11 protein-coding genes and 1 tRNA gene are annotated in these 13,764 nt (G+C 63.1%); 7 read left to right on the forward strand and 5 right to left on the reverse strand.

From position 1 onward, the window contains the following. Positions 1-16 precede the first annotated feature (16 nt). The 3 genes from galT to BACI9J_RS15355 all read left to right on the forward strand — a co-directional run bounded on the left by galT (position 17) and on the right by BACI9J_RS15355 (position 3,625). Positions 17-1,165, forward strand: a complete 1,149-nt coding sequence (galT, locus tag BACI9J_RS15345) for a galactose-1-phosphate uridylyltransferase (protein ID WP_159735142.1) — start codon at positions 17-19, stop codon at positions 1,163-1,165. Next, positions 1,162-2,322, forward strand: coding sequence for a galactokinase (gene galK / locus BACI9J_RS15350; RefSeq protein WP_159735143.1), 1,161 nt, complete (start codon positions 1,162-1,164; stop codon positions 2,320-2,322). Before galT ends, galK begins: the two co-directional genes overlap by 4 nt. A gap of 64 nt (positions 2,323-2,386) precedes the next feature. Continuing rightward, positions 2,387-3,625, forward strand: coding sequence for an acetyl-CoA C-acetyltransferase (locus BACI9J_RS15355; protein ID WP_159735144.1), 1,239 nt, complete (start codon positions 2,387-2,389; stop codon positions 3,623-3,625). A gap of 77 nt (positions 3,626-3,702) precedes the next feature. On the opposite strand, the gene BACI9J_RS15360 is transcribed toward BACI9J_RS15355, so the two are convergent. Continuing rightward, positions 3,703-4,614 carry a Bax inhibitor-1/YccA family protein gene (locus tag BACI9J_RS15360; RefSeq protein ID WP_159735145.1) on the reverse strand — a complete coding sequence of 304 codons (912 nt, stop codon included), beginning with the start codon at positions 4,612-4,614 and terminating at the stop codon, positions 3,703-3,705. Between the two features lie 342 nt (positions 4,615-4,956). Between BACI9J_RS15360 and BACI9J_RS15365 the strand changes: the two genes are divergently transcribed. From BACI9J_RS15365 to BACI9J_RS15380, 4 genes are read left to right on the forward strand one after another with little or no spacing between them, the layout of a single operon-like run. Continuing rightward, positions 4,957-6,354 carry a branched-chain amino acid ABC transporter permease gene (locus BACI9J_RS15365; RefSeq protein ID WP_159735146.1) on the forward strand — a complete coding sequence of 466 codons (1,398 nt, stop codon included), beginning with the start codon at positions 4,957-4,959 and terminating at the stop codon, positions 6,352-6,354. 9 nt (positions 6,355-6,363) lie between these two features. Continuing rightward, positions 6,364-7,332: a branched-chain amino acid ABC transporter permease gene (locus tag BACI9J_RS15370; protein ID WP_159735147.1), complete on the forward strand. Its 969-nt coding sequence runs from the start codon at positions 6,364-6,366 to the stop codon at positions 7,330-7,332. Continuing rightward, a complete protein-coding gene (locus BACI9J_RS15375; protein ID WP_159735148.1) occupies positions 7,329-8,321 on the forward strand; it encodes an ABC transporter ATP-binding protein in 993 nt (330 codons plus the stop codon). Before BACI9J_RS15370 ends, BACI9J_RS15375 begins: the two co-directional genes overlap by 4 nt. Further along, complete coding sequence (locus BACI9J_RS15380; RefSeq protein ID WP_159735149.1) at positions 8,318-9,088, forward strand: ABC transporter ATP-binding protein; 771 nt, start codon at positions 8,318-8,320, stop codon at positions 9,086-9,088. The genes BACI9J_RS15375 and BACI9J_RS15380 overlap by 4 nt, the downstream gene beginning before the upstream one ends. 536 nt (positions 9,089-9,624) lie before the next feature. Here BACI9J_RS15380 and BACI9J_RS15385 read toward each other — a convergent pair. From BACI9J_RS15385 to BACI9J_RS15400, 4 genes are all read right to left on the reverse strand, one after another. Beyond that, the gene (locus BACI9J_RS15385; RefSeq protein WP_159735150.1) at positions 9,625-10,980 is read right to left on the reverse strand and encodes an ABC transporter substrate-binding protein; all 1,356 of its coding nucleotides are present in this window, start codon (positions 10,978-10,980) and stop codon (positions 9,625-9,627) included. Positions 10,981-11,203: 223 nt separating this feature from the next. Beyond that, positions 11,204-11,277: transfer RNA gene (locus BACI9J_RS15390), tRNA-Leu, on the reverse strand. 21 nt (positions 11,278-11,298) lie between these two features. Next, complete coding sequence (locus tag BACI9J_RS15395; protein ID WP_159735151.1) at positions 11,299-12,219, reverse strand: N-acetyltransferase; 921 nt, start codon at positions 12,217-12,219, stop codon at positions 11,299-11,301. A 90-nt stretch (positions 12,220-12,309) separates the two neighbouring features. Then, positions 12,310-13,764 carry an NAD(P)/FAD-dependent oxidoreductase gene (locus BACI9J_RS15400; RefSeq protein WP_159735152.1) on the reverse strand — a complete coding sequence of 485 codons (1,455 nt, stop codon included), beginning with the start codon at positions 13,762-13,764 and terminating at the stop codon, positions 12,310-12,312.

Here is a 13,764-nt window from a genome sequence, read left to right on the forward strand (position 1 = left end):
GTGGAATAATGTACCTATGAGCCGCATCACCAGCACCCGCCTCGCGGACAGCCGAGAGCTGATCTACTTTGACGACCCCGGCACTCCGGAGCGAACACCGGATTCCTTGGTGGACCACCGCAAGCTTCCCGCCCGTGGAGAGCCGGGTGAGGTGCGCTATGACGCTCTGTCCGGTGACTGGGTAGCCGTTGCCGCCCATCGCCAAACGCGCACGCACCTTCCCCCGGCGGACCAGTGCCCCATCTGCCCCACCACAGCTGCGAACCCCTCTGAAATCCCGGCAGCCGACTATGACGTTGTGGTCTTCGAAAACCGCTTCCCCTCGCTGGGCCCGGCCCTGGGCGACATTCCCGCGCTCCCGGACCCTGGACACCCCGGGCACAACCTCAAGGGCGCGGCATACGGCCGCTGCGAGGTTGTTGCCTTCACTCCCCAGCACACCGGCTCCTTCGCTGAACTGGGCGAAACGCGTGCGCGGACAGTCATCGAAGCGTGGGCCCAAAGGACTGAAACACTGAGCGCCCTCCCCGGCATCAAGCAGGTGTTTCCATTCGAGAACCGCGGCGCGGACATTGGCGTCACCCTGCACCACCCGCACGGCCAGATCTACGCGTATCCCTATGTAACTCCGCGCGCCGCCCAGCTGGGTGCGGTAGCCCGGAAGTACTACGACGACGTCGATGCGAAGGAAACGCTCGGGGCTTCGCTCCTCAAGGCAGAACGCGAGGACGGCAGCCGCATGGTCCTGGAGGCCAAGCACTTCAGCGCCTACGTGCCCTTCGCGGCGCGCTGGCCCTTGGAAATTCACCTCGTTCCGCATAGGAGCGTCCCGGATCTTGCGGCACTGACGGGCGAAGAGCGCGATGAGCTCTCCCACGTCTACCTGGACCTGCTGAAGCGGCTCGACGCCCTCTACCCCACCCCCATGCCATACATCTCTGCCTGGCACCAGGCGCCGTTGGACCCTGTCCTTCGCCCCGCAGGTCAGCTTCACCTGCAGCTGACCTCCCCTCGTCGCGCTGCGGATAAGCTCAAGTACCTGGCCGGCTCCGAGGCCGCCATGGGAGCGTTCATCAACGACACCACGCCCGAAGCAGTGGCAGAGCGGCTGCGCAGCGTGGCCCCCACTCTTTCGAACACCACCCAGGAAGGCATCCGAGCATGAGCAGCACCACCCAGGCCGGCGTCCTCGCCGCCCGCTTCCAGGAAACGTTCGGCGCAGCAGCCGACGGCGTGTGGCAGGCACCGGGCCGCGTCAACCTGATCGGTGAGCACACTGACTACAACGAGGGCTTTGTGCTGCCCTTCGCCATCGACAAAACAGCCAAGGTGGCCTTGCGTGTCCGCGACGATTCAAAGGTCCGCATGCTGTCCACCTTCGGTGGCCACGGCGTAGTGGAAGCTGACCTTGCGGCCTCCGAACCCGGATCCGGTGAGGGCTGGTCGCGTTACCCGCTGGGCGTCGCCTGGGCGCTCAAGGAACGTGGCATCACGGTGCCCGGCTTTGATCTTCTGCTTGATTCCGACGTCCCCTCCGGGGCCGGGCTTTCCTCGTCTCACGCGATCGAGTGCGCCGTCATCTCTGCCCTCAACGAGCTGACGGGCGCAGGTCTGGCCGCCGAGGATCTGGTGCTGGCAACCCAGCGCGCCGAGAACGTGTTCGTGGGCGCACCCACGGGCATCATGGACCAGTCCGCGTCCTTACGCGGCGCCAAGGGGCACGCAGTGTTCCTGGACTGCCGGGACCAGCATGTGGAGCTGGTCCCCTTCGATGCAGAAGCGTCCGGCCTGGTCCTGTTGGTCATCGACACCAAGGTGTCTCATTCCCACGCCGACGGCGGTTACGCCTCCCGCCGTGCATCCTGCGAGTTGGGTGCCGAGGTTCTTGGCGTCAAGGCACTGCGCGACGTCGGCGTGGAGCGCTTGGAGGAAGCGTCGGGATTGCTGGACGAAACCACCCTCCGGAGGGTCCGCCACGTGGTGACGGAAAATGATCGGGTCCTCCAGGCGGTGGAAACCCTGGGTGCTGCCGGTCCTGCAGCCATCGGAGAATTGCTGGATGCCAGCCATGTTTCCATGCGCGACGATTTTGAGATCTCCTGCCCGGAACTCGACCTTGCCGTGGACACCTCCCGGGCCAGCGGCGCCATTGGCGCGCGTATGACCGGCGGCGGTTTCGGTGGCTCAACCATTGCGCTGACTCCGGTGGGCCAGGAACAACAGGTGCGGGACGCCGTCGTGCGTTCCTTCGCAGCGGCGGGCTTCGTTGCCCCGGACATCTTCACCGTCACCCCGGCCGCAGGAGCCCTTCGCCTGGCCTGACGCGTTTTCGCCTTCTGATGCGAGCGCGCGGCCTCCCCAAGGATGCCGGGCGTACCATGGGGCCATGACTGAGGCTGTCATCGTTTCTACTGCAAGAAGCCCTATTGGCCGGGCTTTCAAGGGTTCCCTCAAGGACGAACGTCCGGATGACCTGGCCACTGCCATGGTGCAGGCCGCTCTCGCAAGAGTTCCGGGCTTCGATCCCGGAGCTGACGACGGGCAGGGACTGGACGACCTCCTGCTGGGCTGCGCCAAACCCAGCGGTGAGGCCGGATCCAATATGGCGCGGGTAGTGGCTGTCCTCGCAGGACTGGACCGCGTCCCCGCGGCCACCATCAACCGTTTCTGCGCATCAAGCCTGCAAACCTTGCGCATGGCTTTCCATGCCATCAAAGCCGGAGAAGCCCATGCGGTAGTCGCCGCCGGAGTGGAAAGTGTGTCCAGGTACCGGGACTGGGCGGGCGCCGGCGAGATTGATTCCTCGAATCACAACCCGCTCTTCGAGGCGGCGGCCCAACGCACTGCCTCCCGCGCAGCGTCCAATATCCCCTGGACCGATCCCCGGCTTGGGGGTCGGCTGCCCGATATCTACATCTCCATGGGCCAAACGGCCGAAAACGTGGCCACCAGCTACGGCATCAGCAGGGCTGAGCAGGACGAGTGGGCTGTCCTGAGCCAGAACCGCGCCGAGTCTGCCATCGCGTCGGGGTTCTATGCCCGTGACATCACACCGTATACGCGCAAGGACGGCACTGTGGTGAACAAGGACGATTCACCCCGCGCAGGCGTGACCCTCGAAGCAGTATCCGCCCTGCAGCCCGTCTTCCGCACGGACGGGACGGTCACGGCCGGCAACGCCTGCCCCCTGAACGATGGCGCCGCAGCGGTGGTGGTCATGAGCGACACTCGTGCCCGCGAATTCGGCCTGCAACCACTGGCACGCGTGGTTTCAACAGGCGTCAGCGCGCTCTCCCCCGAGCTCATGGGCATGGGGCCGGTGGAGTCCACGCGAAGGGCCCTGGCACTGGCCGGGATGACCATGGACGACATCGATCTGGTGGAGCTCAATGAAGCCTTCGCCGTGCAGGTAGTGGCGAGCGCCCGTGAACTGGGAATCGATCCCGCCAAGCTCAACGTCCATGGTGGCGCCATCGCCCTGGGCCACCCCTTCGGCATGACCGGTGCGCGGATGACCAGCACTTTGCTCAACGGGCTCAAGGAACGCGATGGAAGTCTTGGGCTGGCCACTCTGTGTGTTGGTGGCGGGCAAGGCATGGCAGTGGTCTTGGAGCGCTTGAGCTAGCACTGGCGCTACCCCTCCGGGATACAAGAATGCCCCCGAATCCCTTCGGGGGCATTCTTTGCGTGGAGCTGTTGTAACTAGTCGTCGCCCCGCAGGATTGCCAGCAGGCGGATGATTTCGACGTAGAGCCAAACCAAGGTGACCGTCAGGCCGAATGCTGCAACCCAGGAGTATCGTTCCGGGGCGCCGGCGCGGACGCCTTGCTCGATGCTGGTGAAGTCCATGATCAGCGAGAACGCTGCCAGGCCGATTGCGAGGATGCCGATGAAGACACCCAGCGGGATGCCGAAGATCTCAACGCTGGTGCGGAGGCCGAAGGGCTCCTGCACAGCGCCGGTCCACATCATCACCATGTTGATCAGGGCAAAGACTGCGTAGCCGATGGTGGCGATCAGGAAGAAGCGCATCATCTTCGGGGTGGCGCGGACCTTGCCGCTCTTGAAGAGCACCAGGGTGACGCCGAAGACTGCCAGCGTACCGATGACAGCCTGAAGGCCGACGCCCGGGTACATGCCATCCAGGATGCGGGTAAGGCCACCGAGGAACAGGCCCTCGAGGCCGGCGTAGGCCAGGATCAGGGCCGGTGAAGGCTGCTTCTTGAACGTGTTGACCAGCGCCAGGACGAATCCGCCCAGAGCACCAACGATCATGAGCATGGTGGAGAGGGCGGGCGCCACGAAGAGCGTCACACCTGCGCCGATGATGAGTACCACGAGGCAGGCGACGGTCTTCATGATGACGTCGTCATAGGTCATGCGGCCGGTATCGGCGGGGCCCGCAGCAGGCTGGTTGTACATCTGCTGCAGTTGCTCATTGGTCATGTTCTGCTGCTGGGCGGACCATGCTGCCTGTCCGTCCATGACCTGGCTCGGTGCACGGCCGGGTGCCTGGTTGAACTGCTGGCCGTACTGGTTTTGCGGTACAGGCGGGGCCTGCTTTGCTCCACGGAAATTCTTTCCGTTGAAGACTGGGTTTCCGCCAAGTGCCATTGCGGGTGTCCTCCTGAAAAAGGGCTAGTGATAATTCACGGTACCAATTACCACGTGCGCCCGGCAGGGAAAGTTCCCTTGTTCACGGAGACGAAACTCAACCGTGACACGAAATCCGAGGAGTGGCTTCGCCGAAACGTTTAGTAGCACCGTCAAACAACAAAGGCTTACTTAAGTCTTGCTACATCACTAGTTGTCTATAGCTTCACAGTTGTTACCCGATCGCGATCTTCACAGCCCCCAACTGGGCATTCATTACCTCCCCCGGGCGGTAACATAGGCCACACATGGGTGACTTAGATCACAAACGAGGCAGCTAGGCAAGAACTGTTCACAAGCCCCATGACCGTTCGCACCGGCTGCAATGGCGCAGCCGGGACCACCCCCACTGTGGAGGTTTCCATTTTGAGAAGCACACTGCGCGACCCGTCCATGAGACGGTCCAAGGGACTGCAGAGAGTTGTGGGGGCGCTGTTCGCAGCCCTCATCACCGCTCTGTTGATCGCCGCCCCATCGGCACAGGCAACCACCCCCTCGCCTTCGCCGTCATCGACGTCTTTCCAGAACAACATCAGCGGATTCCTCCGCGACGATGCCCGGGCCCCCATACCCGGCGTCAAGATCAAGGCCACAGGCAACGGATTTGAAGGTGAAGCCACCTCCGGAGCCAACGGCGCCTGGACCATCGGCGTTCCCGTCCAGGGCACCTACACCATCGAGCTGGACACCTCCACCTTGCCGGAGGGCATCACTCTGGCTGAAGGCCAGGACAATCCCCGGGACGTCACCTTCAGCCAGACGTCCAACTTGTCGGTGATCTTCGCCTTTGGCAAGGGCATCGTGATCCAGCAACAGGACTTTGGCCAAAACCTCCTCAATCGCCTCGTTGCGGGCCTGAGTTTTGGTCTCCTCCTTGCACTCGCCGCGGTTGGCCTCTCCCTGATCTTCGGAACCACCGGCCTGACCAACTTCGCTCACGGTGAGATGGTGACTCTGGGTGCAGTACTGGTGTTCATGTTCAACGCCTTCGGTCTCCCCTTCTGGCTGGCGATCCTGCTTGCCCTGCTGGGCGGCGGCCTCTTCGGCTATGTCCAGGATGCAGGGCTGTGGCGGCCGCTGAGGAAGCGCGGCTCCGGCCTGGTCCCCATGATGATCGTCAGCATTGGCCTGGCCCTGGCAATCCGCTACGTCATCCAGTTCTTCTTCGGGGGCGCAACACAGCAGCTGCCCGGCGCGCAGAGCGCAGAGATCCAGATCGGGCCTGTGTCCATCTCCCCGAACAACCTCTGGTCCCTGATTATCAGCGCCGTGGTCATCGCACTGATCGGCATCGTCCTGCTGAAGACCCGCCTGGGCAAGGCAACCCGCGCCGTGGCGGACAACCCCGCTCTGGCAGCCGCCTCAGGCATCGACGTCGACTCCGTTATTCGCATCGTGTGGATCGTGGGCGGTGTCCTGGCTTCCCTCGGTGGCATCCTGTGGGCGTACTACCGGCCAGGGGTCACCTTCGACATGGGTTCGCAGATCCTGTTGCTCATCTTTGCCGGTGTGACGCTGGGTGGTTTGGGGACCGTCTTCGGTGCCCTGATCGGCTCGATCGTCGTCGGCATCTTCGTGGAACTGACTACCGTGTTCGGCCTCCCCGCCGACCTCAAGTACGTCGGGGCCCTGTTCATCATGATTGTTGTTCTTCTGTTCCGACCGCAGGGTATCCTCGGCCGGCGTGAGCGTGTGGGTTAGGAGCGGGCCATGGACTTCGGATTTATTTTCTCCAGCGCCCTTGGCGAATTGTTCAGCCCGACGACGGCGGCCTACGCACTTGCCGCTTTGGGCCTCGCGGTGCACTTCGGCTACTCAGGCCTGTTGAACTTCGGCCAGGCCGGCTTCATGGCCGTCGGCGCGTACGGTTTTGCCATCTCAACCCTGAGTTTCGACGCCCCGTTCTTCCTGGCCTTGATCATCTCTGTTCTCTGTTCGGTGATCTTCGCCTTCATCCTCGGCATCCCCACTCTGCGGCTTAGGGCCGACTACCTGGCAATCGTCACGATCGCAGCGGCGGAAATTGTCCGCTATGTGGTTACCACCAACCAGCTCACCAGTGTCACGGGCTCCGCCAACGGCCTTGCAGCGTTTGAGAACACCTTCTATGCCATGAACCCCTTCCCCGAGGGGTCCTACATGGGCATGAACAACCGCGACTTCTTCATCCGCGTGGTCGGTTGGGGCTTGGTGATCGTGTGCTGCCTCCTGGTGTGGCTCCTGATGCGCAGCCCTTGGGGTCGCGTCCTGAAGGGCATCCGGGAGGACGAAAACGCTGTCCGCTCGCTGGGCAAGAACGTGTACGCCTACAAGATGCAGGCACTGATCATTGGTGGCGTACTGGGCGCCTTGGCCGGCATGATCTTCACACTCCCCCGCGGCGCCGTCCAGCCATCCAACTACGGCACGGAACTGACGTTCTTCCTGTGGACCTGCCTCCTGCTCGGCGGCATGGCCACGGTCCTGGGGCCGGTCATTGGGGCCATGATCTTCTGGGTAGTGCTCTCGCTGACCCAGAGCCTGCTCTACGGCCTCATCGAATCAGGGGTGGTCACCTGGCTGACTACAGTCCAGGCCGGCCAGTTGCGCTACATCCTGGTGGGTGTTGCGCTGATGCTCCTGATGATCTTCCGCCCGCAAGGCGTCTTCGGCAATAAGAAGGAGCTTGCTTTCGCATGAGTGAGACCAACGAACGCAACACCGAAAATATCGACTACATGACAGATTCGCGGCCCATCGCCGTCGGGGAAAACACTCCCGGCTGCAAGAAGCGGGATCCCATTGTGGTGGCAGAGGACGTCACCCGTTCCTTTGGCGGCATCAACGCCGTGGACGTCGAATACCTTGAGATCCCCCGCCACAAGATCACCGCTTTGATCGGCCCCAATGGTGCCGGCAAGACCACCCTGTTCAACCTGCTCACCGGATTTGACACTCCCAACACGGGCAAGTGGCAATTTGAAGGCAACAGCCTGGCCGGCGTCTCCTCTTACAAAGTGGCCCGCATGGGCATGGTCCGCACCTTCCAGCTAACCAAGGTGATGGGCAAGCTGACCGTCATGGAAAACATGCGGCTCGGCGCTGCCGACCAGCCAGGTGAACGGCTCTCCAAGGCACTGTTCAAGGGCATGTGGGGAGGCCGCGAGAAGGAAATCACAGCCCAAGCCAACCTCCTCTTGGAGAAGTTCAAGCTAGATACCAAGAAGGACGACTACGCAGCATCCCTTTCCGGTGGCCAGCGGAAACTCCTGGAGATGGCGCGGTCCTTGATGGTCAGGCCCAAGCTGGTGATGCTGGATGAGCCCATGGCCGGTGTGAACCCCGCCCTGACGCAGTCGTTGCTGGACCACATCAAGAACCTCAAAGCGGAGGGCATGACCGTGCTGTTCGTGGAGCACGACATGAACATGGTCCGCCACATCGCTGACTGGGTTGTTGTTATGGCAGAAGGCAAGGTTGTTGCCGAAGGACCTCCAGGGGAAGTCATGAAGAACCCCGCTGTCATCGACGCATACCTCGGCGCCCACCATGATGTGGACCTTGGCGACGCCGAAGGCATCAAGGTGCTCGAGGCAGAACTCGAAGCTGACGAAGAGTCCGTCGTGGGAACCGAAGACGCAGGCATCCTGTCCGAAATCGTAGAAACCAAGAAGGAGGACGGACAATGAGCAGCACCAGCGCAATGCCCGCCTCGGCAGCTGCCCCCGACACCGACTCGGTGGTCAAGGTCACCAACCTGGTGGCAGGGTACATTCCCGGCGTCAACATCCTCAACGGCTGCAGCATCGAGGCCCGCAAGGGCGAACTCATCGGCATCATCGGGCCGAACGGCGCCGGCAAGTCCACGCTCCTGAAAGCCATGTTCGGCCTGGTGAAGGTTCACTCCGGCACCGTGGTGGTCCGCGGCGAGGACCTCACGGGGCTGAAGGCCAACAAGTTGGTGACCCAGGGCGTGGGCTTCGTGCCGCAGACCAACAACGTCTTTGCCACGCTGACCATTGAAGAGAACCTGCAAATGGGCATGTTCCAACGGCCCAAAGACTTCTCCCAGCGCTTCGACTTTGTGACCAGCCTCTTCCCCGAACTGGGAAAGCGGCGTGCCCAGCGTGCAGGCTCCCTGTCCGGCGGCGAACGCCAGATGGTGGCCATGGGCAGGGCACTGATGATGGATCCGGCTGTGCTGCTGCTCGACGAGCCGTCGGCAGGCCTCTCCCCCGTCAAGCAGGACGAGACGTTCCTCCGTGTCCACGAGATCAACCGTGCCGGCGTCTCGGTGATCATGGTGGAACAGAACGCCCGCCGTTGCCTGCAGATCTGCGACCGCGGCTACGTCCTGGACCAGGGCAAGGACGCGTACACCGGCACAGGGCGTGAGCTCATGAAGGACCCCAAGGTTATTCAGCTGTACCTGGGTACCTTGGCGGACGAAGTCTAGGCGCACCTACACAGGCACGCACAGGAGGGGCCACGGGATCGCATCCCTGGGCCCCTCCTTTCCCTTGTGCGGGCTTGGTTTCGTGCTGCCGCTGCGGGGCCCGCTTTGCGCCCCAAACCCACTCCCAAGCCCGCAAAGCGGGCCCCGCAACGCATGGGGTGGGACAGGAGTCGGTTCGTCACACGGCAAGCCGGGCCACCATCACCTTCTTTGGGCCCAAGCTCGGCCCGACACCCTGGGAATGCGGCGTGTCAGGCAGGCCGCGGAGTCAAAGTAGGTGGTGGAGACACAGGCCGCGCACGGTCCGTAGAAGAGTCACGACGGCGGAACCCCCGCTGCGCCGTCGTCGAACCTTCCCCCGGGCAACAGTCCAAGGACGCGTTGCGGGGCCCGCTCTGCGCCCCAAACCCACTCCCAAGCCCGCAGAGCGGGCCCCGCAACGCATGGGGTGGGACGTCGATGGCCAACGCAGAACGGGTCCCCTTCCTTGTGAGGAAGGGGACCCGTTACCAACTGCGGTCTAGACTGCGTTCAGCTTAGAGCTTGCCGAACTCTTCGCGGACCGGCTTGTAGGTGTTGTCGTCCTGGTATTCGTAGATACCGATGTATGCCTCGGTGGGGTCACCGGCATCGGAGAACGTTACCGGACCGGACTGGCCGTCGTAGTCAATGTCCTTGCCCTGGCGGAGCAAGGTGACGCAGGACGGGAAGTCGGTGCACTTCTCGCCGCCTTCGGAAACTTCCTTGAGCTTGGCTGCGATGTCCGTTCCCTTGGTGCTCTTGGCTGCCTCAGAGGCCAGCGAGATCAGGTTCACGGCGTCGTAGGACTCGCCTGCGTAGCTGTAATCCTTCAGGGCGGGATCGATCGCGAGGAGCTTCTTCTTGAAGGCGTCCTTGGCGAACGTACCGGGGATGGTGCCCTGTGCGCCCTTCATGGTGCCTGCCTGGAAGTCCTTGCTGTAGTCCGAGGTGTTGCCGTCAACCATGAACAGCTGCGTGGGCTTGACGCCCTTGCCCGTCATCAGGGGAACGATGCTCTTGGCTTGGTCGAAGGTGATCAGTGCAATCGCATCCGGCTTGGCTGCGAGGACCTTGTCCACCTGGCTGCTGAACTGAGAATCGCCCTCGTTGAAGAGTTCTTCAGCAACAACCTTGCCGCCGGCTGCCTCGAAGGCTTCCTTGACGTTCTTCTGCAGGCCGGTTCCGTAAGCGTCGTTAAGAACGATCATGCCAACGGTCTGGGCGCCACAGGTGGCCATGTAGTTGCCGAGGACCTTGCCCTGCAGGACGTCCGAGGGTGCGGTGCGCCAGTAGAGGCCTTTGTCGTCCCACGTGGTGAAGTCAGGCGAAGTGTTCGCCGGCGAGAAGTGGATGACACCGGCGCCGGTGATCTGGTTGATGACCGTCTTGGAAACACCGGACGAGGCAGCACCGATCACGGCGCTCACACCCTGACCCAGCAGGGCCGTGGTGGACTGGGTGGCGATGTCGGTCTTGGTATCACCGGAGTCGCGGTGGGTCACTTCAACAGGGGCACCCAAAACGCCACCGGCGTCATTGACTTCCTTGATGCCAAGGTTGACGCCCGCGATTTCGGGCGGGCCAAGGAACGCCAGCGACCCCGTTGTCGGCAGGAGCGATCCAAGCTTAAGCGGCGTAGCCGTGGTGGTGGTCGAGGGAGGCACAGGTCCAGTGTTGGTGGCAGCCTGGCTGTTGCCGGCTCCCGCCCCGCCGCTCGGTGCCGGGCAGGAGATACCTGCCGCGGCGGCGGATGAAGACCCAGTCTGGGTAGGCGTCGAAGACCCACCACAAGCTGTGGCCAAGAGAGCGACCCCAATGCCAAGCGCTGTTAGCTTGGCGGCTCGGGGCGCCGCTGGGGAAAGATCAAACATTCGTTGTCTCCTCGATCGAAAGGTGCGAACTGCCTTTGATGCGATTACTCAGGTGTTCCTGATTAAGACTCAAACTAGTGCAATTGCCCGGCGAACATAAGTGATTCAGGTCACATCCCTATAACACTCGTTGCCTGTGGGGAATCTACGAGCTTGCTGGGAAAAGACACCGAAGAGAAGAACCGTGCACTGGAAGGGAGAAAGAGCTCTCACCTTGCCTCTGTGCCCCAGGTGGGACTCGAACCCACAACACGCGGATTTTAAGTCCGCTGCCTCTGCCAATTGGGCTACTGGGGCGCCCGGACCATGGTATCCCAGCTACAGCCGGTTGAACGGACCGGCGTAGCGGAAGGTGCCATGGACGTCGTCGGGCCATCCCGGCAAAGCCAGCAGCTGGAAGTGCTCGCCCCACATCGCCTCAGGCGGTTCAATGCCCAACGAGGTGGCCGGAACATAACCGAAGCGCGGGTAGTAAAGAGGGCTGCCCAGCAAAGCGATCCCGGGTTCGCCAAGGGCCGTGGCGCGGGCCGCCGTCTCGCGCATCAACGCAGAACCCACTCCGCGCCTTTGGAAGGGTGGCAGCACTCCTATGGGTCCCAGGCCGACTAGCTCCAGATCGTCCACCCAACCCCTGGTGCTGATGGCGTGGCCCACGATCTCACCACCCATCTCCGCCACGATGCTCAGCTCAGGGATGTACTCGCTGCACTCAAAAAGCTCCTTCAAGAGCCCTACTTCGAGGGGCATTCCTGTGACCGGTTCACCAGTCACCGGCGAGACGGAAAACGCCCGGGCAGTGAGTTCCAGGATCTCGGCCCGGTCTTCAGGCCGCTCGGTCCGCAGGACCACGCCACGCGCCAGAAGCCGCAGGACTTCCATGGCCCTGTCCGCGTCCGCCGATGGCACCAGGAGGTGATCGTGGTGGAAACCGGCAAGGACGTTGCAACTGATTCCCGCGTGCGTGAGCGCAGCACTGACCGCCGCGGTCAATCCCACCGCTTCCAGGGCAGAGTGGACCTGCAACGTGATCCACGTAGCCACAAAGTCATAGCGAAGACCCAAGGAGTCCGCTTCGTCGCGGTGGAGGACAACCGTCAGGCCTTCGGCCTCCCGAACGGCTGCCTCGATGCCGCCCTCCAATGGCCGTCCGTGCGGCCACAGGGCATACACGTACTCGCCGTCGCGGGCCACGGGATGAAGGGATTCCAGGAGGGTCTTCACATCGGTTTCACCGGACATGAGGACAGTCTAGGGGGCAGCCGGGACGCGTGTTGGTTAAACGCCGACGGCGGCCATCCCCTCAAGGGGACAGCCGCCGTCGGGCGTGTACTACTTTGCGTCAGCAGCTACCGGAGTCTTGACTTCCTCGGCAACCGGCTTGGCTTCCACCGGCGCCGGAGCGGCAGCGGGCTTGGGAGCCGGAGTTGCAGCGGCAACGAATGCACCGCGCGGGTTGTCCAGGTCCATCAGCTGCGTGGTGTCGCGGCCGGCGAAGAAGGCCAGGATCCAGCCGAAGATCACCCGGAACTTGCGCTCCACCGTGGGCATAGCCATGCCGTGGTAACCACGGTGTGCCAGCCACGCGAGGCCGCCCTTGAGGCCGATGCGGCCGAGCAGGTTGATGTTGGCAACACCCTTCCACTCGCCGAAGCCTGCTACAGCACCAAGGTTCTTGTGCTTGTAGTCGTGCAGCGGCTTGTCCCAGCGGGAAGCCCAGAGGTTCTTGGCGAGCTTCTTGGCCTGGCGCAGTGCGTGCTGGGCGTTGGGGACGCAGGTGCCGTCCGGCAGGCCCTTGCCCGTGAGGTCCGGCACAGCGGCGATGTCGCCGGCTGCCCAGGCGTTCTCCACAATGCCTTCGTCCCCTGCAATGCGGAGGTCCGGGAGGACGCGGACGCGGCCACGCGGTTCCAGCGGGAAGTCGGTGGAGCGAATCATCGGGTTGGCCTGCACACCGGCAGCCCACACCAGGGTGTCTGATTCGACTTCACCGGCGGGGGTCTTGTCCGGGAGGTTGATCAGCTTGAGGTTGCCCTCGGCGCTGTCCAGGGAGGTGTTGAGGAGTACTTCGATGCCGCGGCTGCGGAGGTGCTCCACAACCCATTCGGCCTGCGAAGCGGTGACCTCGGGCATGATGCGGCCCATGGCTTCGACCAGGATGAAGCGGACTTCTTCCTGACGAACCCGGGGGTTGTTCCGCACAGCGGCGCGGGCGAGGTCTTCCATTTCGGTGAGGCACTCGATGCCGGCAAAACCGCCACCAACAACAACGAAGGTCAGTGCCTTGGCGCGTTCTGCGGGGTCAGTCATGGTGGAAGCGGATTCGATGCGCTCCAGCACCTTGTTGCGCAGTGCAACGGCTTCCTCGATGGTCTTGAGGCCAATGCCCTTGTCCGCGAGGCCCTTGATGGGGAACGTGCGGGTGATGGCGCCTGCTGCGATCACGACGTCGAAGTACGGGATCTCGAAGTTCTCGCCGCCATCCGAGGGGGCGATCACTGCGGTGCGGTTTGCGTGGTCGATGCTGGTGACGCGGCCCTGGATGAGCTCAGTCTGCTTGAGGTGCTGACGGTGGGAGACGACGGCGTGGCGTGCCTCGATGTTGCCGCCGGCAACTTCCGGGAGGAAGGGCTGGTAAGTCATGTACGGCAGTGGATCCACGACGGTGACGATGCCACCGGCATTCGCGATCTTCTTCTGCAATTTGAGGGCTACGTAGAGGCCGACGTAGCCGCCGCCGACGACGAGAACCCGGGGACGGTCAATGAGCTCTGGGGTGGTTGCCAT

It is taken from the genome of Arthrobacter sp. 9V (assembly GCF_902506065.1).
Classification (GTDB): Bacteria; Actinomycetota; Actinomycetes; order Actinomycetales; family Micrococcaceae; genus Arthrobacter.

Coding starts and splice junctions, on each gene's coding strand:
- galT (WP_159735142.1), top strand. CDS start 17: ATGAGCCGCATCACCAGCACCCGCCTCGCGGACAGCCGAGAGCTGATC.
- galK (WP_159735143.1), top strand. CDS start 1,162: ATGAGCAGCACCACCCAGGCCGGCGTCCTCGCCGCCCGCTTCCAGGAA.
- BACI9J_RS15355 (WP_159735144.1), top strand. CDS start 2,387: ATGACTGAGGCTGTCATCGTTTCTACTGCAAGAAGCCCTATTGGCCGG.
- BACI9J_RS15360 (WP_159735145.1), bottom strand. CDS start 4,614: ATGGCACTTGGCGGAAACCCAGTCTTCAACGGAAAGAATTTCCGTGGA.
- BACI9J_RS15365 (WP_159735146.1), top strand. CDS start 4,957: ATGACCGTTCGCACCGGCTGCAATGGCGCAGCCGGGACCACCCCCACT.
- BACI9J_RS15370 (WP_159735147.1), top strand. CDS start 6,364: ATGGACTTCGGATTTATTTTCTCCAGCGCCCTTGGCGAATTGTTCAGC.
- BACI9J_RS15375 (WP_159735148.1), top strand. CDS start 7,329: ATGAGTGAGACCAACGAACGCAACACCGAAAATATCGACTACATGACA.
- BACI9J_RS15380 (WP_159735149.1), top strand. CDS start 8,318: ATGAGCAGCACCAGCGCAATGCCCGCCTCGGCAGCTGCCCCCGACACC.
- BACI9J_RS15385 (WP_159735150.1), bottom strand. CDS start 10,980: ATGTTTGATCTTTCCCCAGCGGCGCCCCGAGCCGCCAAGCTAACAGCG.
- BACI9J_RS15395 (WP_159735151.1), bottom strand. CDS start 12,219: ATGTCCGGTGAAACCGATGTGAAGACCCTCCTGGAATCCCTTCATCCC.
- BACI9J_RS15400 (WP_159735152.1), bottom strand. CDS start 13,764: ATGGCAACCACCCCAGAGCTCATTGACCGTCCCCGGGTTCTCGTCGTC.